This window comes from Lottiidibacillus patelloidae, from assembly GCF_002262935.1.
Taxonomy (GTDB): Bacteria; Bacillota; Bacilli; order Bacillales; family SA5d-4; genus Lottiidibacillus; species Lottiidibacillus patelloidae.
In genome coordinates this window covers 187,164-207,034 of the sequence record NZ_NPIA01000002.1, presented here as the reverse complement: position 1 = coordinate 207,034, position 19,871 = coordinate 187,164, and the positions used below count along the sequence as shown (strand labels likewise).

Annotated in this window: 25 protein-coding genes; all 25 read left to right on the top strand. The window is 33.3% G+C overall.

What is annotated here, in order from left to right; all coding sequences use genetic code 11:
* Positions 1-13 precede the first annotated feature (13 nt).
* The 25 genes from CIB95_RS05080 (at position 14) to CIB95_RS04955 (ending at position 19,852) form a co-directional block, all read left to right on the top strand.
* A complete protein-coding gene (locus CIB95_RS05080) occupies positions 14-2,140 on the top strand; it encodes an HD family phosphohydrolase (protein WP_094922771.1) in 2,127 nt (708 codons plus the stop codon).
* An 8-nt stretch (positions 2,141-2,148) separates the two neighbouring features.
* A complete protein-coding gene (ybeY, locus tag CIB95_RS05075) occupies positions 2,149-2,619 on the top strand; it encodes an rRNA maturation RNase YbeY (RefSeq protein ID WP_094923424.1) in 471 nt (156 codons plus the stop codon).
* The gene (locus CIB95_RS05070) at positions 2,603-2,998 is read left to right on the top strand and encodes a diacylglycerol kinase family protein (protein ID WP_094922769.1); all 396 of its coding nucleotides are present in this window, start codon (positions 2,603-2,605) and stop codon (positions 2,996-2,998) included. The genes ybeY and CIB95_RS05070 overlap by 17 nt, the downstream gene beginning before the upstream one ends.
* Before the next feature lie 32 nt (positions 2,999-3,030).
* Positions 3,031-3,435, top strand: coding sequence for a cytidine deaminase (locus CIB95_RS05065; protein WP_094922766.1), 405 nt, complete (start codon positions 3,031-3,033; stop codon positions 3,433-3,435).
* Entirely contained in the window at positions 3,425-4,336 is a 912-nt protein-coding gene (era, locus tag CIB95_RS05060; RefSeq protein WP_094922763.1) for a GTPase Era, read from the top strand. The genes CIB95_RS05065 and era overlap by 11 nt, the downstream gene beginning before the upstream one ends.
* 104 nt (positions 4,337-4,440) lie before the next feature.
* Positions 4,441-4,584 (top strand): YqzL family protein, encoded by a 144-nt coding sequence (locus tag CIB95_RS05055; protein ID WP_094922760.1) that lies wholly within the window; start codon positions 4,441-4,443, stop codon positions 4,582-4,584.
* A 33-nt stretch (positions 4,585-4,617) separates the two neighbouring features.
* Complete coding sequence (gene recO, locus CIB95_RS05050; RefSeq protein WP_094922757.1) at positions 4,618-5,358, top strand: DNA repair protein RecO; 741 nt, start codon at positions 4,618-4,620, stop codon at positions 5,356-5,358.
* 114 nt (positions 5,359-5,472) lie between these two features.
* The gene (locus CIB95_RS05045) at positions 5,473-6,126 is read left to right on the top strand and encodes a helix-turn-helix transcriptional regulator (RefSeq protein WP_094922754.1); all 654 of its coding nucleotides are present in this window, start codon (positions 5,473-5,475) and stop codon (positions 6,124-6,126) included.
* Between the two features lie 23 nt (positions 6,127-6,149).
* Complete coding sequence (locus CIB95_RS05040) at positions 6,150-6,950, top strand: pyruvate, water dikinase regulatory protein (protein ID WP_094922751.1); 801 nt, start codon at positions 6,150-6,152, stop codon at positions 6,948-6,950.
* Between the two features lie 227 nt (positions 6,951-7,177).
* Positions 7,178-7,612, top strand: a complete 435-nt coding sequence (locus tag CIB95_RS05035) for a YaiI/YqxD family protein (protein ID WP_094922748.1) — start codon at positions 7,178-7,180, stop codon at positions 7,610-7,612.
* Positions 7,613-7,673: 61 nt separating this feature from the next.
* Positions 7,674-9,485, top strand: coding sequence for a DNA primase (dnaG, locus tag CIB95_RS05030; protein WP_094922745.1), 1,812 nt, complete (start codon positions 7,674-7,676; stop codon positions 9,483-9,485).
* A gap of 32 nt (positions 9,486-9,517) precedes the next feature.
* Positions 9,518-10,639, top strand: coding sequence for an RNA polymerase sigma factor RpoD (gene rpoD / locus CIB95_RS05025; protein ID WP_094922742.1), 1,122 nt, complete (start codon positions 9,518-9,520; stop codon positions 10,637-10,639).
* A gap of 327 nt (positions 10,640-10,966) precedes the next feature.
* On the top strand, positions 10,967-11,314 hold the full coding sequence (locus CIB95_RS05020; RefSeq protein WP_094922739.1) for a c-type cytochrome: 348 nt from the start codon (positions 10,967-10,969) through the stop codon (positions 11,312-11,314).
* A gap of 98 nt (positions 11,315-11,412) precedes the next feature.
* Positions 11,413-12,123 carry a tRNA (adenine(22)-N(1))-methyltransferase gene (locus tag CIB95_RS05015; RefSeq protein WP_094922736.1) on the top strand — a complete coding sequence of 237 codons (711 nt, stop codon included), beginning with the start codon at positions 11,413-11,415 and terminating at the stop codon, positions 12,121-12,123.
* On the top strand, positions 12,120-13,238 hold the full coding sequence (locus tag CIB95_RS05010; RefSeq protein ID WP_094922733.1) for a Nif3-like dinuclear metal center hexameric protein: 1,119 nt from the start codon (positions 12,120-12,122) through the stop codon (positions 13,236-13,238). The genes CIB95_RS05015 and CIB95_RS05010 overlap by 4 nt, the downstream gene beginning before the upstream one ends.
* A gap of 345 nt (positions 13,239-13,583) precedes the next feature.
* Positions 13,584-14,042, top strand: coding sequence for a pyridoxamine 5'-phosphate oxidase family protein (locus tag CIB95_RS05005; protein ID WP_233143915.1), 459 nt, complete (start codon positions 13,584-13,586; stop codon positions 14,040-14,042).
* 112 nt (positions 14,043-14,154) lie between these two features.
* Positions 14,155-14,616 carry a GNAT family N-acetyltransferase gene (locus CIB95_RS05000; RefSeq protein WP_094922731.1) on the top strand — a complete coding sequence of 154 codons (462 nt, stop codon included), beginning with the start codon at positions 14,155-14,157 and terminating at the stop codon, positions 14,614-14,616.
* Positions 14,617-14,849: 233 nt separating this feature from the next.
* Positions 14,850-15,122 carry a hypothetical protein gene (locus CIB95_RS04995; RefSeq protein WP_094922728.1) on the top strand — a complete coding sequence of 91 codons (273 nt, stop codon included), beginning with the start codon at positions 14,850-14,852 and terminating at the stop codon, positions 15,120-15,122.
* A gap of 55 nt (positions 15,123-15,177) precedes the next feature.
* Positions 15,178-15,468 carry a hypothetical protein gene (locus CIB95_RS04990; protein WP_094922726.1) on the top strand — a complete coding sequence of 97 codons (291 nt, stop codon included), beginning with the start codon at positions 15,178-15,180 and terminating at the stop codon, positions 15,466-15,468.
* A gap of 132 nt (positions 15,469-15,600) precedes the next feature.
* Entirely contained in the window at positions 15,601-15,864 is a 264-nt protein-coding gene (locus CIB95_RS04985) for a CPCC family cysteine-rich protein (protein WP_094922724.1), read from the top strand.
* A gap of 247 nt (positions 15,865-16,111) precedes the next feature.
* A complete protein-coding gene (locus CIB95_RS04980; RefSeq protein WP_094922722.1) occupies positions 16,112-16,342 on the top strand; it encodes a hypothetical protein in 231 nt (76 codons plus the stop codon).
* Between the two features lie 92 nt (positions 16,343-16,434).
* Positions 16,435-16,884: a hypothetical protein gene (locus tag CIB95_RS04975; RefSeq protein ID WP_094922719.1), complete on the top strand. Its 450-nt coding sequence runs from the start codon at positions 16,435-16,437 to the stop codon at positions 16,882-16,884.
* A 564-nt stretch (positions 16,885-17,448) separates the two neighbouring features.
* Positions 17,449-18,105, top strand: coding sequence for a Type 1 glutamine amidotransferase-like domain-containing protein (locus tag CIB95_RS04965; protein ID WP_094922713.1), 657 nt, complete (start codon positions 17,449-17,451; stop codon positions 18,103-18,105).
* Between the two features lie 490 nt (positions 18,106-18,595).
* Entirely contained in the window at positions 18,596-19,153 is a 558-nt protein-coding gene (locus tag CIB95_RS04960) for a hypothetical protein (protein ID WP_094922710.1), read from the top strand.
* 171 nt (positions 19,154-19,324) lie between these two features.
* Positions 19,325-19,852: a hypothetical protein gene (locus CIB95_RS04955; RefSeq protein ID WP_094922707.1), complete on the top strand. Its 528-nt coding sequence runs from the start codon at positions 19,325-19,327 to the stop codon at positions 19,850-19,852.
* Positions 19,853-19,871 lie beyond the last annotated feature (19 nt).

Genomic DNA, 19,871 nt, shown 5'->3' with positions numbered 1-19,871 from the left:
GGTGGATGTATAGATGTTAAATAAATTAGCCTTAAAAAAATTTAAAAGTAAGTTTCAGAAAAAGCCAACTATCCCATACCTTAATTCTTTCTTGTTCTTACTATTAGGGCTTATTATGTATGCATCTATGCTTTCAAACATAATACCTAATTACATGAATGTTTCCATGTATGACAAAGCAACTGAGAATATTTGGTCAGAAATCACTATTGAGGATAAAGAAAAGACGCATGAAAAAAGGCAACTTGCGGCTGAAGAAGTGCCTAATCAATATAAGTTATGGGAAAATTATCGGGATAATCAATTAATAAAATTAACATCTTTATTTGATTATGCCATTGAAATTCGAAAAGATTATGAAACATCCCAATTTCGTACATATGAGGATTTTGTTGAAGAGTTAGCGGGATTTATTCGTAACCAGGTTGAGTTGGATATAAATAGAAGTAGTGTACATATGTTAGTTAACACTCCTGTTGAACAATTACAATTATCACGTGAAATTGCAGCGGCAACATTAAATGACGCAATGAGTGAAAACATAAAAATTGATGATGTAACAGGCGCTAAGCATGATGTTAAAAACAATATATTAAAAACTAATTTAAGTAATGATTTACGTGAAGTGGTCATCCACATTACACAAAGTGCAATTTTAGCCAACTATTATTTTGATTCCGAAAAAACATTATTTGAAAGACAAAAACAAAGGGATGCGGTGGAACCCGTTTTTATTCGAGAGGGTCAGTTAATCGTTGAAAAAGGACAAGTCATCGATGAAAATATTTATCGTCAATTGAAGTTAGTCGGCTTATTGGACAAGCAGTCAAACGCATTGCCTTTTATCGGACTGTTTTTCTTTATCTCATTCTTGCTTTTTGTCATCATTACATTTTACATTAGTGAAGATCAAAAACAAAAGACGCTCGGATTATATGTACTTATCTTTTTCTTATCATTTTTACTTATGAAAGTTACAAGCATTATAAGTTATGATAACGATTTTGGCATTGCCTATATCGTCCCTATAGCAATGGGGACAATGATTACGACAATGTTAATAAGTGAAAGATTAGCTTTAGTTTCTGCAATCATATTTGCCATTTGCGGAAGCATTATCTTTAATTTACAAGCTACTGGAACATTTAACTTTACGCATGGTGTATATATATTATGTAGTTCCCTTGCAGGAATTGTAGTTTTGAGTAAAAGTAATCCGAAAGGTAATATATTTAAAGCGGGGATTTTGATTGGTTTTATTAACGCTTTATTAGCACTTTCTTTTGATTTAATTAAAAATGGACAAACAATTTGGATGGAACTCGGAGCGACAATTACATTTTCATTTCTGTCTGGAATTATTGCCGCGGTCTTAACTATGGGGATATTACCATATTTGGAAGCTGGTTTTGGAATTTTATCCTCAATGAAGTTAATTGACTTGTCAAATCCAAATCACCCCTTATTAAGAAAGTTATTATTAGAAGCGCCAGGAACGTACCATCATAGTATTATGGTGGCAAACCTTTCTGAAAGCGCTAGTGAAGCAATTGGTGCAAATGGATTATTAGCTAGAGTTGGCGCATTTTATCATGACATTGGAAAGGCAAAATGGCCACAATACTTTATTGAAAATCAAATGAATATGGATAATCCTCATGACAAGTTAGCACCGCATCTAAGTAAAAATATTATTACAGGGCATCCAACTGACGGTGTTAAAATGTTACGCAAACATAAAATGCCACAAGAAATAATTGATATAGCCCTACAACACCATGGTACGACTTGTTTAAGGTATTTTTATATTAAGGCAAAAGAAAGCGATGAAACAGTTTTAGAAGCAGATTTTCGTTACCCAGGTCCAAAGCCCCAAGGTAAAGAAGCTGCAGTTATTATGATTTGTGATAGTATTGAAGCAGCGGTCCGCACATTAAAAGAACCGTCTTCAGAAAAAATAGAAACATTGGTGAGAAATATTATTCAGGCTAAGTTAGAAGATGGCCAATTTGATGAATGTAACATTACATTGAAAGAATTAAATATCATATCGCAGACAGTATGTGACCAATTAAAAGGAAATTTCCATTCTCGAATAGCCTATCCAGAAGAAAAAAATAAAAGGGTGAAACAAGCATGAGTACGGACATAAATCTTACAATTGACTTTAACGATGAAACTACTAGCCTTACAGATGATCATTTTAATTTACTACAAGAAGTAATTGAAAAAGCTGCGTTGGCTGAGGAACTTTCTGGCGAACTAGAGTTATCTTTAACGTTTGTTGATGAAAAAACGATTCAACAGTTAAACAAAGAATATCGAGACAAAGATATGCCAACGGATGTTCTTTCCTTTGCATTAGAAGAAATGGAAGAGGACGAAGTTGAAATTATCGGGATAGATCTGCCAAGAGCTTTAGGAGACATTATTATCTCTGTTTCTCATATCCATGATCAAGCGGAAAAATATAATCATTCATTTGAACGCGAATTAGGTTTTTTAGCTTTACATGGCTTCCTGCATTTATTAGGATACGACCACATGACTGAAGAAGATGAGAGAATAATGTTTGGAAAACAGAGAGAGATTTTGGACGAGTATGGACTTAAAAGATAAACAACTTTCTAATGTTCAAAAATTTATTAAAAGCTTTACTTATGCAGTTGCAGGAATAAAACTAGTAGTAAAAGATGAACAAAATATGCGAATCCATCTAGTGGTAAGTGTCGTTGTCTTTGCATTAGCTTACATATTAGCAATCCCTAAACAAGAAATAATTATATTGTTGATCTTAGTAGGCATAATGCTTAGCTTGGAAGCGATGAATACAGCCATTGAAAGAGTTGTTGACCTTGCTACACCTGAATATCATCCACTTGCAAAACAAGCAAAAGATGCCGCTGCTGGAGCGGTATTAATCTTTAGTTTTATAACAATTATTGTTGGGCTCTTGATTTTTTTAAAGCCACTGCTTACAATTATATTCCCTAGCTGAAACGGGATTGGATAAAAGAAAGGTGAATGAATATGAATCAACGACAACTAATAGAAGAAGCAATAAAAGCGAGAGAAAAAGCATATGTACCGTATTCAAAATTTCAAGTTGGTGCTGCATTGTTAGCGAAAGATGGAACCGTTTTCCACGGCTGTAACATTGAAAATGCTGCATACTCGATGTGTATTTGTGCTGAAAGAACAGCGCTAGTTAAAGCGTACTCAGAAGGTGTAAAAGATTTTATTGGTTTAGCAGTTGTAGCTGATGTAAAACGACCTGTACCTCCTTGTGGAGCATGTCGTCAAGTGATTTCAGAACTATGTTCACCAAAAATGGAAGTATATTTGACGAATATGAATGGTGAAGTTCAAACAATTACAGTTGAAGAGTTATTACCAGGAGCATTTTCAGCGGAGGATTTAAACGATGACAAATAAAGACCAATATAAATCTGGTTTTATTTCAATTATTGGGAGACCCAACGTTGGGAAGTCTACTCTTTTAAATAATGTAATCGGGCAAAAGATTGCAATTATGAGTGACAAAGCACAAACGACACGAAATAAAATTCAAGGTGTATATACTGATGATAATGCGCAAATGGTCTTTATCGATACACCAGGTATTCATAAACCTAAGCATAAACTAGGCGATTTTATGATGAAAACGGCATTGAATACTTTAAATGAAGTTGATGTCGTCTTATTTGTTGTTAATGCTACAGAAGGTTTTGGTAAAGGCGAAGAATTTATCGTTGAGCGACTAGCAAATATTAATAATCCAGTCTTTTTAGTAATTAATAAAATAGATCAAATTCACCCTGATAAAATATTATCAATTATTGATGATTACAAAGGGCACTATGATTTTGCTGAAATCATTCCAATTTCAGCATTACAAGGTAACAATGTTAATACATTGTTAACGCAAATACAAAAATATATTCCTGAAGGACCACAATATTATCCAGCTGATCAAGTAACCGATCATCCAGAGCGGTTTATTGTAGCGGAATTAATTCGTGAAAAGGTACTTCATATGACGAGAGAGGAAATTCCTCATTCCATTGCCGTTGTAACTGATTCAATGGAAAAACGTGACACAGGCAATGCTGTCTATATTCAAGCAACAATTATTGTTGAACGATCTTCTCAAAAGGGAATTATTATTGGGAAACAAGGTAGCATGCTTAAAGAAGTAGGGAAGAGAGCTCGTCACGACATTGAAAAGTTATTAGGTTCGAAAGTTTTCTTAGAACTATGGGTGAAAGTGCAAAAGGATTGGCGTAATAAAATGATTCATTTGCGTGATTATGGTTTTAATGAACAAGATTATTAATGGGTGAGGAAATTAGTAAATTTTCCTTAACATGATTTTGACAAACAAGGTCACAATATAAGTAAGGTATCTGCTATAACTTTATAAGAAAGGTGGACTGTAAAATGTTAGATTTCACCTGGAAAGTTTTCAGTATGACAGGGAATATCGATACGTATTTGTTACTGAAGGAATTAGAAACAGATAGTGATTACCAGTCAGAAGAAAGAGAGGAAGCTATAGCTATATCAGAAAATACAACCCATTGACGTTGTTTGCCGCAGTAATGGTGGTGGCGGAACATGATGCTAAAAGCTGAAGGTATCGTAATAAGATCTATTGATTATGGCGAATCAAATAAGATAATTACATTATTTACAAAAGAATTTGGGAAGGTCGGTGTGATGGCTAGAGGTGCTAAAAAACCAAAAAGTCGCCTTGCATCGACGACCCAACTATTTACATGTGGATACTTTTTATTTCAAAAAAGCACAAAATTAGGAACTTTACAACAAGCTGAAGTATTGACTCCTTTAAGAATGATTCAATCAGATATCATTAAAACTGCTTATGCAGCTTATTTTGTAGAGCTGCTTGATAAATGTACTGAAGAGAGAAAAAGCAGTACTGCAATATATGAGTTTCTGTATTACAGTTTAGTTTATTTGAACGAGGGTATCGATGAACAAGTGCTTAAATATATTTTCGAGATGAAAATGTTAATTTTATTAGGGATTCAGCCACATGTCAATGGTTGTAAATCATGTGGGGTACTAGATGAAAAATATTCCTTTTCAATTAAAGAAGGCGGGTTTCTTTGTAAAAGGTGTTCGAGAATTGATCCGCGTACGTTACATATTTCAGAACAAACGGCTAAACTGTTACGTGTTTTTTATTATATTGATATGAAGCGACTTGGCAATGTATCAGTGAAGCAAGAAACGAAGGATGAACTTGAGAAAGTTATCTCAAATTATTATGAAGAATATTCAGGTTTATATTTAAAATCAAAGAAGTTTCTAAATCACTTACACTCTTTTTAATATGAGACATATTGAAGCCTACTTTTGGTAGGCTTTTTATGATTTCAATTTTCAGAAAGTATTATTTAGTATATAATAAATATAGAAGTATTACATACTGTTTGTGTCAGATAGGTGGTGGGAACAATCGAACTTAATCAACGCCAAGAAAAAATTCTAGCAATTGTTAAAGAAAATGGTCCTATAACAGGGGAACATATTGCAGATCAATTAAATTTAACTCGAGCGACGTTACGTCCAGATTTAGCTATACTAACGATGGCAGGTTTTCTTGAAGCAAGACCTCGTGTAGGATATTTTTACACTGGGAAGAACGGGTCACAATTATTATCTGAAAAAGTAAAGAAAATTCGAGTACATGAATATGCTTCACTTCCAGTAGTGGTAAGTGCATCCAATTCAGTTTACGATGCAATATGCACAATGTTTTTAGAGGATGTAGGGACATTATTTGTAATTGATAAGCATAAACATTTAGTTGGTGTTTTATCTCGTAAAGACTTGTTAAGAGCAAGTATGGGAAAACAGGAAATTCATCAAATTCCTGTAAATATAATCATGACCAGAATGCCGAATATTACAGTGTGTAAAAAAGAGGACTTATTAATAGATGTTGCGCTAAAACTAATGGAAAAACAAATCGATTCCATTCCCGTAGTCAAGGAAACTTCTATGGACGATGTGTTCGAAGTAATTGGAAGAGTAACAAAAACAAACATGACAAAAGCATTAGTTGATATCGCTTGTGATAATCTCGATTTACAATAGGGGAGGCGAAAAAGATTAATAATATAGAACGTCCGGTTGTATTTGTATTGTCAGATTCAGTTGGGGAAACTGCTGAATTAGTTGTAAAAGCTGCTGCAAGTCAATTCCATGCAAGTGGAGTTGAGATTAGAAGAATACCTTATGTAGAAGATTTTGCAACGATCAATGAGGTCGTTGAGTTAGCTAAAGAACTACAAGCAATTGTTACATTTACATTAGTTGTACCTGAACTAAGAGAACACTTAATAAACATGTGTGAAAAACATAATATACTTTACGAAGATATCATTGGCCCAATGATTACAAAGATGGAACATGCTTTTCAAAAAAGACCTAAAAACGAGCCAGGGCTTGTCCATAAATTAGATGAAGATTACTTTAAGAAAATAGAAGCTATTGAGTTTGCAGTAAAATACGATGATGGTCGTGATCCTCGAGGAATATTAAAAGCAGATATTATATTAGTTGGTGTGTCACGGACATCGAAAACTCCACTTTCACAATACCTCGCACATAAGAGATTGAAAGTTGCAAATGTTCCTATTGTACCTGAAGTGGAGCCGCCAGAAGAATTATTTTTAGTTCCAAAGGAAAAGTGCTTTGGATTAAAGATAACACCTTCAAAACTAAATGATATACGCAAAGAACGTTTAAAAGCACTTGGTTTAGATGACCATGCTAACTATGCCAATATGAATAGAATTAAAAACGAGCTTGAATATTTTGAAAAAGTAATAGAACGAATTGGTTGTACAGTAGTTGATGTTTCAAATAAAGCGGTTGAAGAAACAGCAAATGTTATTTTAGGTAAATTAAAAAAGTGAATAATAGGAACGCACATATTTCATATGAAAATGTGTGTTTTTTTTTGTGAAAAATCATAGCCAAATGATAAAGATTGTACTATAATAAAAAATTGTGAATTAAAAATATAGTTATTGGGTTAAAATGTTTAAGGAACTCATTAATTCTTCGACATTTTTTTCGTATAATACGAAAGTGTTATTAATGTTTGCAGGGAATACATAAGGGGATGTAGAATAGATAAGTCATGAAAATATTTGTTGATGCAGATTCTTGTCCTGTAAAAGAGGAAATATTATCTATTGGAAAAATGAATAATATGGATGTGATTTTCGTATCATCTTACGCCCACATCTTAACTAATAAAATTGGTGGGAATTGGGTCACTGTTGATTCTGAAAAAGAGGAAGCTGATCTGTACATAGCAAATCACATCTCAAAAGGTGACGTTTTAGTTACACAAGATTATGGTCTATCTGCTTTAGTAATTTCAAAAGGTGTTTCCATTTTGACTCCAAGAGGTAAGAAGATAACCTCTAACAACATTGATCAAATACTTTTTGAAAGGTTTCTCTCAAGTAAACAAAGAAGAGCTGGAGGAAAAGTAAAAGGTCCAAAGGCATTTACTGAAGAGGATAAAAATAATTTTATTTATAATTTGAAAAAAATTGTCGAGATTTGAAGGAAATGATGCTCTAAGCCTAGAAATAATAAAAACCGAAAGAAAAAAGCGGTGAAATGAATTGGTAAATCGTCGTATTCCTGAGGAAGATATCGAAAAAATACGTACCTCAATAGACATTGTTGACATTGTAAGTGAATATGTTCAATTGAAGAAACAAGGAAGAAATTACTTCGGTTTATGTCCGTTTCATGGGGAAAAAAGTCCTTCATTTTCAGTTTCACCAGAAAAACAAATTTATCATTGTTTTGGATGTGGTGCTGGAGGGAATGCATTTTCTTTCATAATGGAACAAGAAGGGTTTTCCTTTACAGAAGCTGTTTTAAAGCTAGCTGATAAAGCACATATTGATATTAATGTGAATGCTAATGAGTTTGAGCAAAAGCCGAAAAAACAAAATAATATGATGGTTGCACATGACATGTTAACAAAATTATACCATCACCTTTTAATTAATACTGAGCAAGGAAAAGAAGCTTATGATTATTTAATTGAAAGAGGGTTTTCAGACGATATTATTAAAAATTTTCAAATCGGTTTTGCTCCAAATTCGTGGGACTTTGTTAGCAACTTCTTACAAAGGCGTGAATTCAACTTAGATGAAATGATAGATGCAGGGCTTTTATCACGAAGTGAAGAGGGAAAAGTTTTTGATCGCTTTAGAAATCGTATTATGTTCCCGATCTGGGATCGCCAAGGAAATACGATTGCATTTGGTGGAAGAACGATTTCCGATGACAAAGTGAAGTACTTAAATAGCCCAGAAACAAAATTATTTCATAAAGGTAATAATCTTTATGCTTTTCACTTGGCTCGGCCACACATACGAAAAAAAGAACAATTACTATTGTTTGAAGGGTATATCGATGTAATAGCAGCAACAAAAGCAGGTTGTGAAAATGCTGTCGCAACATTAGGTACAGCGATTACCCCAGAACAAGCAACTCTAATACGAAGAAATGCTGATAACGTAATCATTTGTTACGATGGCGATAATGCTGGAGTTAACGCAGCGTTTAAAGCAACACAGATGTTAGAGGAAAATGGTTGTTATGTCAAAATTGCTTTATTACCTGATAACCTTGACCCAGATGACTTTATTCGAAAGTATGGTGCTGAAAAATTTAAATCAGAGATTATAAATGCAGCTCGAACTGTAATGGCATTTAAAATGGAATACTTCCGTCGTAGAAAAAACCTTCAAGATGAAGGAGAACGCATGCGTTATATAGAAGAAGTATTAAAAGAGATCAGTAAACTCCCAAAAGCAATAGAGCGAGATCATTATCTTCGCCAAATAGCATCGGAGTTTTCTCTTTCCTTGGATGCATTAAAATCTCAGCAATTTCAAATTTTTAAACAGATGCGCCAAAACAAGGATAACAGGGATTGGAAAAGGAATAATAATGTTAAGACTGTCTTGACAACACAAAAAAAATTATTACCTGCATTTCATAATGCAGAAAGAGTGTTGCTGGCTCGTATGTTACGTGACGCTCATTTAGCATTTAAAGTGCAAGATGAAATTGGTGGAGCATTTAATATTGATGAACATAGTGCAATTGCTGCTAATTTATATGCCTATTTTGAAGAAGGAAATGAACCAGATTTAGGGAAATTTATAAGTAGGCTTGACAACCCAGCGTTACAGAAGATTGTTACTGAGCTCGGTATGTTAACTATTCAGGATGAAATCGATGATGATGAGTTAAATGATTATCTGAAAAAAGTGTTAGATTATCCAAAATGGTTAATGATAGAAGAGAAGGAAAAAGAAAAAAAAGAAGCAGAAAGACAACATAATTTCGTAGAAGCAGCAAAAATAGCCATGGAAGTTCTCGAAATGAGACAGCAACTTAAGAATAGACTCTAAAATACACGTGTAGATTGGAAGGAGGAGAACATATGGCTGAAAAACCGATTCGCTCCAAAGTGGACCCAGATTTAACAATAGATCAGGTGAAAGAACAGATTGTAGAACTTGGGAAAAAACGAACTGTTTTGACATATGAAGAAATTGCAGAAAAATTATCAGTATTCGAACAAGAAACTGATCAAATGGATGAGTTTTACGAATATTTAGGTGAACAGGGTGTTGAACTTATAAATGAAAATGAGGATACTGCACCTAATTTAAAGGAATTACAAAAGAATGAGGAAGAGTTTGATTTAAATGATCTAAGTGTTCCTCCAGGTGTCAAAATTAATGATCCGGTTCGTATGTACTTAAAAGAAATTGGTCGTGTTGATCTCTTATCAGCTAAAGAGGAAATTAGTTTAGCGAAAAGAATTGAAGAAGGTGACGAAGAAGCAAAACGCCGTCTTGCTGAAGCGAACCTTAGACTAGTTGTAAGTATCGCAAAACGATATGTTGGTCGAGGAATGTTATTTTTAGATTTAATTCAAGAAGGTAACATGGGACTAATTAAAGCTGTTGAAAAGTTCGATTATTCAAAAGGATATAAATTTAGTACGTATGCAACTTGGTGGATTCGCCAAGCAATTACACGTGCAATCGCTGACCAAGCAAGAACTATCCGTATTCCAGTTCATATGGTTGAAACGATCAATAAATTAATTCGTGTTCAACGTCAATTACTTCAGGATTTAGGTCGCGAGCCATCTCCAGAAGAAATCGGAAAAGAAATGGAATTAACACCTGAAAAGGTTAGAGAAATATTAAAAATTGCTCAAGAGCCTGTCTCACTTGAAACACCGATTGGTGAGGAAGATGATTCTCACTTAGGTGATTTTATTGAGGACCAAGATGCAACTTCACCTTCTGATGCTGCAGCTTACGAGCTATTAAAAGAGCAACTTGAAGATGTTTTAGATACATTAACAGATCGTGAAGAAAATGTTCTGCGCTTACGATTTGGCTTAGATGATGGTCGTACAAGAACTTTAGAAGAAGTAGGTAAAGTCTTCGGAGTAACTCGTGAACGTATTCGTCAAATTGAAGCAAAAGCATTACGGAAATTAAGACATCCTAGCCGTAGCAAACGCTTAAAAGACTTTTTAGATTGATAAAGGATAGTTTACTTCTTCTTGGAGTAAACTTTTTCTTTTGCTATTGTCATTTATTTTACAGATATAAAATTCCATTTGCAAATAAGCTTAGAAAATTTATTTTTCCTTACGTGAATATTCTGTTTATTTAATTGTAAACGATACTTGAAATGGAAACAACGAGGATATTTTGTCGAATTTTTGTTATTTTAAATAATGAATGATAAAATATATGACAAATATGTGAATTTGTATATTACTCTTTTCTCAACGGGTGTTTTCGAGTAAAATGTAATAGGACATGAATTATTTCTAGCTAGATTGTTTTTACATAAGGAGGAATGAATGATGAAGAACCCATTAGGTCCTTTTGCAATGATTGGTTTATTAGGTATATTATTAGCCATTTCATTATCTGGCGTTGGACTTTACTATGCAGGCCAAGATCATGAAGAAGTACCAGGTGAAAACTTAACTGATCCAGAAGAAATTTACGCAAGTAACTCTTGTATTGCTTGTCACGGTGGAAACTTAGAAGGAGTTTCTGGTCCTAACTTAACTCAAGTTGGAGCTAGTAAGTCAAAAGAAGAAATCCTTGCTATCATTAAAAATGGTGCAGTCGGAATGCCTCCAAATGTTATTGAAGGCGAACAAGCTGAGATTGTTGCTGAATGGTTATCTAATATGAAGTAAGAGAAAGTCTCCATTAACTGGAGACTTTTTTCATTTCATTCTTTTCGTGATAAGGTTAAACTAAAAGTAATTATAAAATATGAAAAATGGTGATATAAATGAATGAAAAAGAACTTTCCAATAGATTAAAACAAGTTGTTAATTACATACCTAAAGGGTCTAGGATAGCTGATATTGGATCAGATCACGCTTATTTACCTTGTTATGCCTACTTACAAGGAATTGCTTCTTTCGCAATCGCAGGGGAAGTAAATGAAGGACCTTTTCAATCAGCTCAAGAACAAGTAAATAAATTAAACTTACAAGATGTCATTTCCGTTCGGAAAGGAAATGGTCTTGAAGTAATTAATAATGGAGAAGTAGATGCTATTACCATTGCAGGAATGGGTGGACCATTAATAGCAAGTATCCTTGAGGAAGGAAAGGATAAGTTAGATTCTGTAAAGAGACTTATTTTACAACCAAATGTTGCAGCAATTTTCATCCGTAAATGGTTAGAAGAAAATAATTGGCGTCTAGTTGCTGAAGATATTCTTGAAGAAGATGGGAAAATTTATGAAATTTTAACTGCTGAACAAGGACAAGACTTAGAGTTATATAAAGAAAACAGAGAAGCCAAATTGCTGTTAGGTCCATTTTTAATGCAAGAGAAGAAGGATACCTTTATAAAAAAATGGAACCAGGAACTAAAGAAATATGAAAATGTAGCAAAACAAATAAAACAAGCTCAAAGTGGAACCGAAGTTGAAACAAAATATGAGGATGTAAGAAATAAAATTGATATGATAAAGGAGGTAATAAAAGAATGAAAAAAGCAAACGGGCATACGATTATTCAAGCCTTCGAAAGGTTTTCACCAAAGCATTTGGCTGAGGAAGGCGATCCGATTGGCCTGCAAATAGGTACTTTAAATAAAGAAATACATAAAGTGATGGTAACTTTAGATATGGTTGAAGATGTTATTGACGAAGCTGTCGAAAAAGAAGTTGATTTAATTATTGCACATCATCCATTAATTTACCGTCCATTAAAGAAAGTTACACCGGCGAATGCGCAAGGAAGAATGGTAGAAAAGTGTATTAAAAATGATATCGCAGTATATGCAGCACATACAAACTTAGACATTACCAATGGTGGTGTCAACGATTTACTAGCTGCTGAATTACAGTTACAACAACTAGAAGTTCTAAGTCCAACGTATGTTGAAAGGATAAAAAAGTTGGCTGTCTACGTACCCAAAGAAGATGCTGAAAAAGTTAGAGAGGCTTTAGGGAATAGTGGAGCTGGTCATATCGGTGATTACAGCCACTGTACGTTCAATTTAGAAGGTGTGGGTACATTCACTCCAAACGAAGGTAGTAATCCTTATATCGGGGAGACTGGCAAGCTTGAGAGCGTAAACGAAGTAAAGGTGGAGACAGTTTTTCCTGAAAGACTACAAAAGAAAGTTGTTAGTGCGATGTTAAAAGCACATCCATATGAAGAAGTTGCATATGATATTTACACCCTTGATATTCCTGGGAAAGAGTATGGTGTTGGTCGCATCGGGTACTTAAGTAATGAAATGACTTTAAAGGAATTTGCTTTATTCGTGAAAGAAAAACTAGCTGTTGATGGAGTTCGAGTAGTTGGTGATTACAACAAAAAGATAAAAAAGGTTGCTGTTTCAGGCGGAGATGGTAATAAGTTTATTTCCAGTGCCTTATTTAAAGGGGCCGACGTCTTCGTAACAGGAGATATTTATTATCACAATGCTCATGATGCGATGATGGAAGGGTTAGCATTGGTGGACCCAGGTCATAATGTTGAGAAAGTAATGAAAAAAGGTGTCAAAAAAGTACTAGACGCTTTTATTGAGGAGAAAAAATATACTACAGAGGTTATCATTTCTGAAGCTAAGACAGACCCATTTTCTTTTCTGTAAAATGAAGTATGCAAATGAAAATAATTTCTAAATTATGGTTCCATCGGGTTTAAATATTAATAAAGTTACATCTAGCTAGCAGAGTAATCCGTAGAGGGATTGGCTCTGCTTTTTTTATCTCAACCTTCTAAAGCCTTTCAAGTTCGTTAGCCTAATTTTTATTAGTAAGAAAATTTAGAAGATATGTTAAAATTAATTAAAGGAATATATTTACTATTCAGCTAAAGGGTACGAATAGTGCAATAAGAATAATAAACGAAAGCAGGAAAGTGGACAAGAGAGAGTGATAAATTACAGCTGGTGTTTTGATTCTAAAAAACAGCTAAATCGATAAACAGGAGGTGTATGATGAGAATTAATAGGGATACAGGTAGGAGCTTTGATTTAGAAAATTTTCTATCCATGCCATTAGTAGCTCATTTATCTACGGTGGCAGAAGATTCACCAAGGGATTCACCAGTATGGTTTTACTGGCAAGATAAAAAAATTTGGATAATTGGAACAGCTTCAGATACATTTCCAGATAGAATAAGGAAGAACTCAAAATGTGCAATTGGAATAGTAAATTTCAAGCCTCATACTGGTCTGTTTTTACATGCAGGATTTAGAGGGACAGCAATTGTCAAGCCTTTTAAAAAGATAATAGCTAATCAGCTACTTTCTCGATATATGGGACCAGAAATTGAAAAATGGGACCCACGCTTTAAAGATTTAGATGATAGTAATGTTTTAATATGTTTTTCACCTGAAACAGTAGTAGTTCGTGACCAATCATATGTTCTTCCTAAAAGTGAACAAAATTAGAATTTCTTATAAGGATATGTACCTTAATGAGCTAACGAGAGCAGTATTGTTGAACAACTGTGTATTACTTCTTTGTATTTTTTCAAGGTATTTAAGGGTTAGGGGAGCGGACATGTCTTGTTATCAAATTAAGAAATTAAAACCTGAAGACTATAATAAGTGCAGTAATATTTGGGATATGGAAAAGAAGCCGAAAATGGCTAAGAGGTTTTATGACGAATTAGTAAGCGGAAACAGAATTACTTTTATTTATTTAGATAATAACGAGTTTATAGGAGAAGGTTCGTTAGTTTTTCAAAACAATGACCCAGATTATACTATTGCAGGTAAACGTATTTATCTATCTCGTATGATTGTTAAAGAAGAATATCGAAATCGTGGAATAGGTAGCATAATTGTTGATTATTTGATTGATTATGCTCAACAACTTGGATATGAGGAAATGACACTTGGTGTAGATACAGATAACATAAATGCAAGACATCTATATAAAAAGAAGGGTTTTACAACTGTATTATATTTTGGCGAGGATGACTACGGTGAATATGTAAAACTTCTAAAGAAATTAAAATAGATTTTCGAAAGTATCGTGATTGCGTGAGTGCCTTGTTCCACTAATGGGGGCACTACTTTTAGAAGGAGTAGTGCTTATATTATTGAAATAATAGAGAAAAGATCTTGAACTATCAGAAGCAGTTTAGTGGAAGAAAAAATTTATTTTCGATTTAAATAGGAGTTGTTATTATTCCAAAAAAGTATATGGTTCTAATTACTATAACTCAACTGATAATATTTAGTGGCATTCCTTTGTTTATAGCAAATCAAGAAAAAAATGCACTTTTAGAGGATACGATTTCATATTTAACAGAAGATGGCTATGATGTAGAATCTGAAGTCGAGGAAATGTACGTTGTAAATGTAGGTCAAGATGAAAAAATATATGCTGTCGTAGCGACCTATAATGATGAACCAAAATTAAATTATTTTTATGCCTATAAGAAAGGTACAAACAAAATAATACAAATCGCTGTTGTCAATATAGGAACCCATCAACCGACAATACATCCAGAAAGTAAGTAGTTTATCTTTCACTAACTAAGTCAATGAGTTAAATGAAGATTAAGGGGATTTGTGTATGAATTGGAAAAAAATTTTCACTTCAAAATTACTGATAGCATTTATTGCTCTATTAATAGTGTTCTTAATAGTAGAAAGAATAGGGTTTTTCAATACAAATACAGGGACAGTTGTTACAGTTTTAGAAGTTAATGAAGATACTATGCTTGTTGAAAATATTCAAAATGAACAATTTATAGTGAAAGTCCCAAAGATTATTACACCGTTACTTATTGAAAATAATGAATATTTTATTGAATATGAGTATTCGAATTGGAGTAAACCTAACCTTGTTTATATACAATATTAGAATAAAGATGAATGAGCATATAGTTTTTCATGGAAATGGAGCGCTCTTTATCTGAAAGTGGAGGATAGACGTTGTTCAGCTAACGAAGCAGTTTGGTGGGAGATTGTAAATGGTATTATGGGAGGTTATTAGGTGAAATATACTTGTCCATGTTGTGGCTATAAAACATTAGATGAAGAACCTCCTGGAACTTATGACATATGTAGTATCTGCTTTTGGGAAGATGATGGAGTTCAATATAATGACCCTGATTATGGCGGTGGTGCAAACACTCCTTCTTTAAGGCAAGCACAGAAAAACTATAACTTATTGGGGGCTTGTGAAGAAAGGTGTATTGAATTTGTAAGGAAACCAAATCAAAATGATATGAAAGACCCTAATTGGAAACCCTTATAGCTTATAAAATTAGCGGGTTGCACTACTTTTAGAAGGAGAAGTGCTTTTTTTATTGAATTAATAGTGAAAGAGATCTTGAACTAACGAAGCAGTTTAGCGGAAGAAAAAATTTAATTTCAACTAAAACTTTCAATAAACGAGTGCAGAAGAGTTCAATAAAAGTTTTTTCTAAGCCAACTGTTCTCTTGATTAGCAAAGAAATAATCCACTCTTCAGAAATAATTGGATGGAAAGCTGAGGATATAGATTGAAAGTATTTGGATATCAAAAAGATAGTGAGAAGTTAATGGAATTAGAAGAGGTTACTTTTCAAACTGATATTAAAGAACTAGATAAAATAATCAAGTTCTTACAGGTTATAAAAGAACAGCATAGTAAAGTAAATGGAGAAGTAGAGTGTCATTCGCATTTTCGTGATTGGGACGACCAATGGAATGATAATTCAACAGATCTAATTGTTGTTACAACAAAAATATAGATAGGAAATCAAAGTATCTATGGAAAAATTAATCTTAAGCTATCGAAGGTAGTATAGTGCAATAATTAATGTAGTTAAAGTGGTGAGGAAATTTGACTCAGTATATTTATATAGCTTCACCAACTAGGTTGCCAAAAGGGTCATTTGGGTCAGAGCCCTCAAATCATGATAAAGACAACTGTTTTAAAAATGATTTGGATTACGAACATCTATTTTTTGAAAGTAACTACGAACCCCAATTAAAACAAAGATTTTCATATAGTTCACACTTCTCATTCGATCATCAAGTGGGAGCTGACGCAAGACAAATTCCTATTAGAGATACTATTAAAGGAACAATGGAAGAAGAAAAGTGCTTAGCTATTTTATATTCGTATCTAAGCGATGCTCTCCATTCAAATGGGGTCCTAGAATACTATACCTGTGTTAATGGTAGAGAGGATTTGCCAACTTCAAAAAGACGAAATGTTAGATGGACAGACATTAATAATCCTTATGATTTGGTCATTAGAGACCGAGAGTTTTGGGTGATTACCTTCTAGGAATATTCAGTTGCTCTTCTTACCTATAGTGAAGCATTATGAGAGGAGAAAAATTCTTTTTGAACTTTTAAGATCAGTTAATACAATAAGGTTAATAAGGAGAGAAAGTTTTGTCTGAAGAGAAGAATAAACTTTATTTAAATATGGTATTTGGATATATAGGAATTTTTTTATTGTCCATTGCTGCATTAAGATATATTTTGATTACAGAAGACGCTGTTGGGCTTTTCCTTATAACATTTAGTGTGATATGTCTTCAGGTTTTTTTTCGGTATGTAGAATCCAAATTGCTTTCTAACAAAAAAGAAAAGTTGGTATTTAATAGCTTTTTTTATTTCGGTATAATAATTATTTTTATAATTGGATTTCTATTAATCCAAAATTCATGAGGTCCACTTATTAAAGTGAAAGTGGCGATGTAACAAATAGACATCGCTTTTCTTCTTCAGCTAACGAAGCAGAATAGTTGAACAGGCTATATTGAGCGAATTTTGTTAGTGACAAGAAAACAGATTGAGTGACGTAAGGAATAATTGTTTTTTTCACTTTGCTACGGGGGTACTTATGAAAACTCACTATTATTTAGGCTGGTTTAACAATTTCTTTCCAGAGAATCTGGGAAGGCTGTTACAGGAGGATATTACTGATAGAAAATCGCTTGCTATGATTAGCTCGAATCCATCTATTTATGAGGATGATGGTTCTACTGAACGCTCGTGGCTTGACCAGGCTGGCATTATGTTTGATGAATATCATGTAATAAATTATCAAGTAAATAAGGAAGATGCCCAAACGAAAATTCAAAATGCTTCAGTCATTTTCTTGTTGGGTGGAAATACTCTTAAACAAAATAGTTTTTTGGTGGAATATGAATTATCGGATTCGATTAAAAAAAGCAGCGCCGTTGTAATGGGAGCAAGCGCTGGTGCAATTAACATGTCAGCTAAATGGTTATGCTCTAAAAACTTAGGATATAACGTTGAAATAAGCTCTGTTTACGACGGAATCGGTCTTGACAATTTTTCCGTCCTATCTCATTTTGATCTTGAAAATAATATTGCATTGGTTCAAAGCGAACTTTCTCTCCTATCGGAAGAAATAAATATTTATGCGTCGAACAAAGATTGCGCTGTACGTGTAAAAGGAGACAAAATTGACGTTTTTGGCGATGTTTTTTTAATTTCCCACTCAAAGATTCAGAAATTGAATGAGACGCTCTAAATGTAGTGAACGATCAGCACTATAAAAGCAACCTATGGAAAATTCGTAGTCGCCTTCAATTTTGGCCAGGTGTCAGTGTGTTAGCTTTTATTACAATTCCTATCGAACTAATACATACTGTCTCTATTTATGTCGGTTGGGGAACGGTAATCTTATACATTTTCAGTCCAACAATCACAGTTTATAATTTGAAGAATAAGAGACCTCAAACCCAACATTTTACTTCTTCCTAAAAGTAATACAAACAGCCATCATGGTCTTAATCAATACATTATTAAATTGCTTAAGGGTTATTTCATTACAGAGGACGTCTTGTTAATAATGAGACGTTTGCTTTTTTCTTATAAAGAGTCTTTGTGAACTAATGTAACTTAAACTAGCGGGTTTGCACTGCTTTATGAAGGAGTAAAGCTTATTTTATTGGGGAAATCGAGAAAAAATCATGAATTAATGAATGCAGTAGAGTTAAATAAAAAAAGGGGGTTATATAGTGTTTCAGCCGAAAACATTATTTTACGCAGGTTTAAAAATTATTGGTGTGCTTGCTATCATTTGGAGTTTAACTCTGATTTTTCCTGTACTTTTTCAATTTTATTCTGTTTATAATCAGCCAAATATGATGCCAGGAAATGATTTAAGCTATTTTCGTTTTTCTCTCATTTTTCAAGTGGTATACCCCATTTTGACATTTATAATTGGAATTTACTTGCTGAGTAACGGTGAAGCTATCGTAAAATTGGCATTTCGCGATTCAAATGAAAAAAGCACAAATGAAATTGGTGTGCTGTTTGTACTATTTATGAAACTTGCAGGGTTGACATTAATAATTTATGCCATTCCAAAAGCGTTTCAGATCTTATCCAATGTCTTATTTGTTTCATCTGTAAATGTCATAGACTCTAGTAATCAAATGAAGTTTATAGTTCAACATTTCGTTACAACAACTATTAGTTTAATTTTCGGATTTTATTTATTAAGAAGCGGGAAAATATTTTATAGACTTGGTTTTTCTAAACAGGAAGACGCTGATGAAGAAATGAAATGGTAATAGGTCTTTTTGTTATTTAGGGATTAACCTAGAAACGACCTTCTTCAAGTAAAAGGGGGGACGATGTATCAATAAGGCATCGCATCTCTTCTTCAACTAACGAATGTAGAGTGGTTAAATATGGAAACGCCAAAAGAAAACCCAAAAGATATATCTTAATGAGGTGTTTTATTGAAGAATTACTTGTATATACTCTTATTTCTTTTGTTATCAGCAGGATGTGCTTCTGAAATTGAAAAATCCTCCCTAAGAACAATTGCTGACTTTTATATTGGAGATTTTAATAATATTAACAGAGTTTTAATTATTGATCAGATATCAGGTGACAGATTAAATGTTACTGACAAAGAAAGTATTGAAGGTTTTCTTTATGCTATTAAGGATGTACAATTCAGTCCTGATAAGTCCCAAAATCAAGGGAAAGGCCTTTATAAAGTGGCATTTTTTGAAAATGATGAGCTGACCTTTACGTTTGAAACATTACGGTTATCACTTGGAATTATGGATGGTGACTATTATTATTCAGAACCAGATATTTTTTTACTAGTTGAAAATTTTTTAAAAGATGAAAGTGTTCAAATTGAAAACGAGAATATATTAATTTATGAAGATATAGAAAAGAGATCCAGGGAATATGATTGGTGGTATTCTTTAAGAAGTGAGCTGCCCCTTGAAAACAAAGAAAAATGGACAAAATAAATAAGAACAGAAAGTAAAA

Excerpts from the sequence above, each read along its gene's own strand:
- CIB95_RS05080 (WP_094922771.1), top strand. The coding sequence starts at position 14 with ATGTTAAATAAATTAGCCTTAAAAAAATTTAAAAGTAAGTTTCAGAAA.
- CIB95_RS05070 (WP_094922769.1), top strand. The coding sequence starts at position 2,603 with ATGGACTTAAAAGATAAACAACTTTCTAATGTTCAAAAATTTATTAAA.
- CIB95_RS05065 (WP_094922766.1), top strand. The coding sequence starts at position 3,031 with ATGAATCAACGACAACTAATAGAAGAAGCAATAAAAGCGAGAGAAAAA.
- era (WP_094922763.1), top strand. The coding sequence starts at position 3,425 with ATGACAAATAAAGACCAATATAAATCTGGTTTTATTTCAATTATTGGG.
- CIB95_RS05055 (WP_094922760.1), top strand. The coding sequence starts at position 4,441 with ATGTTAGATTTCACCTGGAAAGTTTTCAGTATGACAGGGAATATCGAT.
- recO (WP_094922757.1), top strand. The coding sequence starts at position 4,618 with ATGATGCTAAAAGCTGAAGGTATCGTAATAAGATCTATTGATTATGGC.
- CIB95_RS05035 (WP_094922748.1), top strand. The coding sequence starts at position 7,178 with ATGAAAATATTTGTTGATGCAGATTCTTGTCCTGTAAAAGAGGAAATA.
- rpoD (WP_094922742.1), top strand. The coding sequence starts at position 9,518 with ATGGCTGAAAAACCGATTCGCTCCAAAGTGGACCCAGATTTAACAATA.
- CIB95_RS05020 (WP_094922739.1), top strand. The coding sequence starts at position 10,967 with ATGATGAAGAACCCATTAGGTCCTTTTGCAATGATTGGTTTATTAGGT.
- CIB95_RS05015 (WP_094922736.1), top strand. The coding sequence starts at position 11,413 with ATGAATGAAAAAGAACTTTCCAATAGATTAAAACAAGTTGTTAATTAC.
- CIB95_RS05010 (WP_094922733.1), top strand. The coding sequence starts at position 12,120 with ATGAAAAAAGCAAACGGGCATACGATTATTCAAGCCTTCGAAAGGTTT.
- CIB95_RS05005 (WP_233143915.1), top strand. The coding sequence starts at position 13,584 with ATGATGAGAATTAATAGGGATACAGGTAGGAGCTTTGATTTAGAAAAT.
- CIB95_RS05000 (WP_094922731.1), top strand. The coding sequence starts at position 14,155 with ATGTCTTGTTATCAAATTAAGAAATTAAAACCTGAAGACTATAATAAG.
- CIB95_RS04990 (WP_094922726.1), top strand. The coding sequence starts at position 15,178 with ATGAATTGGAAAAAAATTTTCACTTCAAAATTACTGATAGCATTTATT.
- CIB95_RS04965 (WP_094922713.1), top strand. The coding sequence starts at position 17,449 with ATGAAAACTCACTATTATTTAGGCTGGTTTAACAATTTCTTTCCAGAG.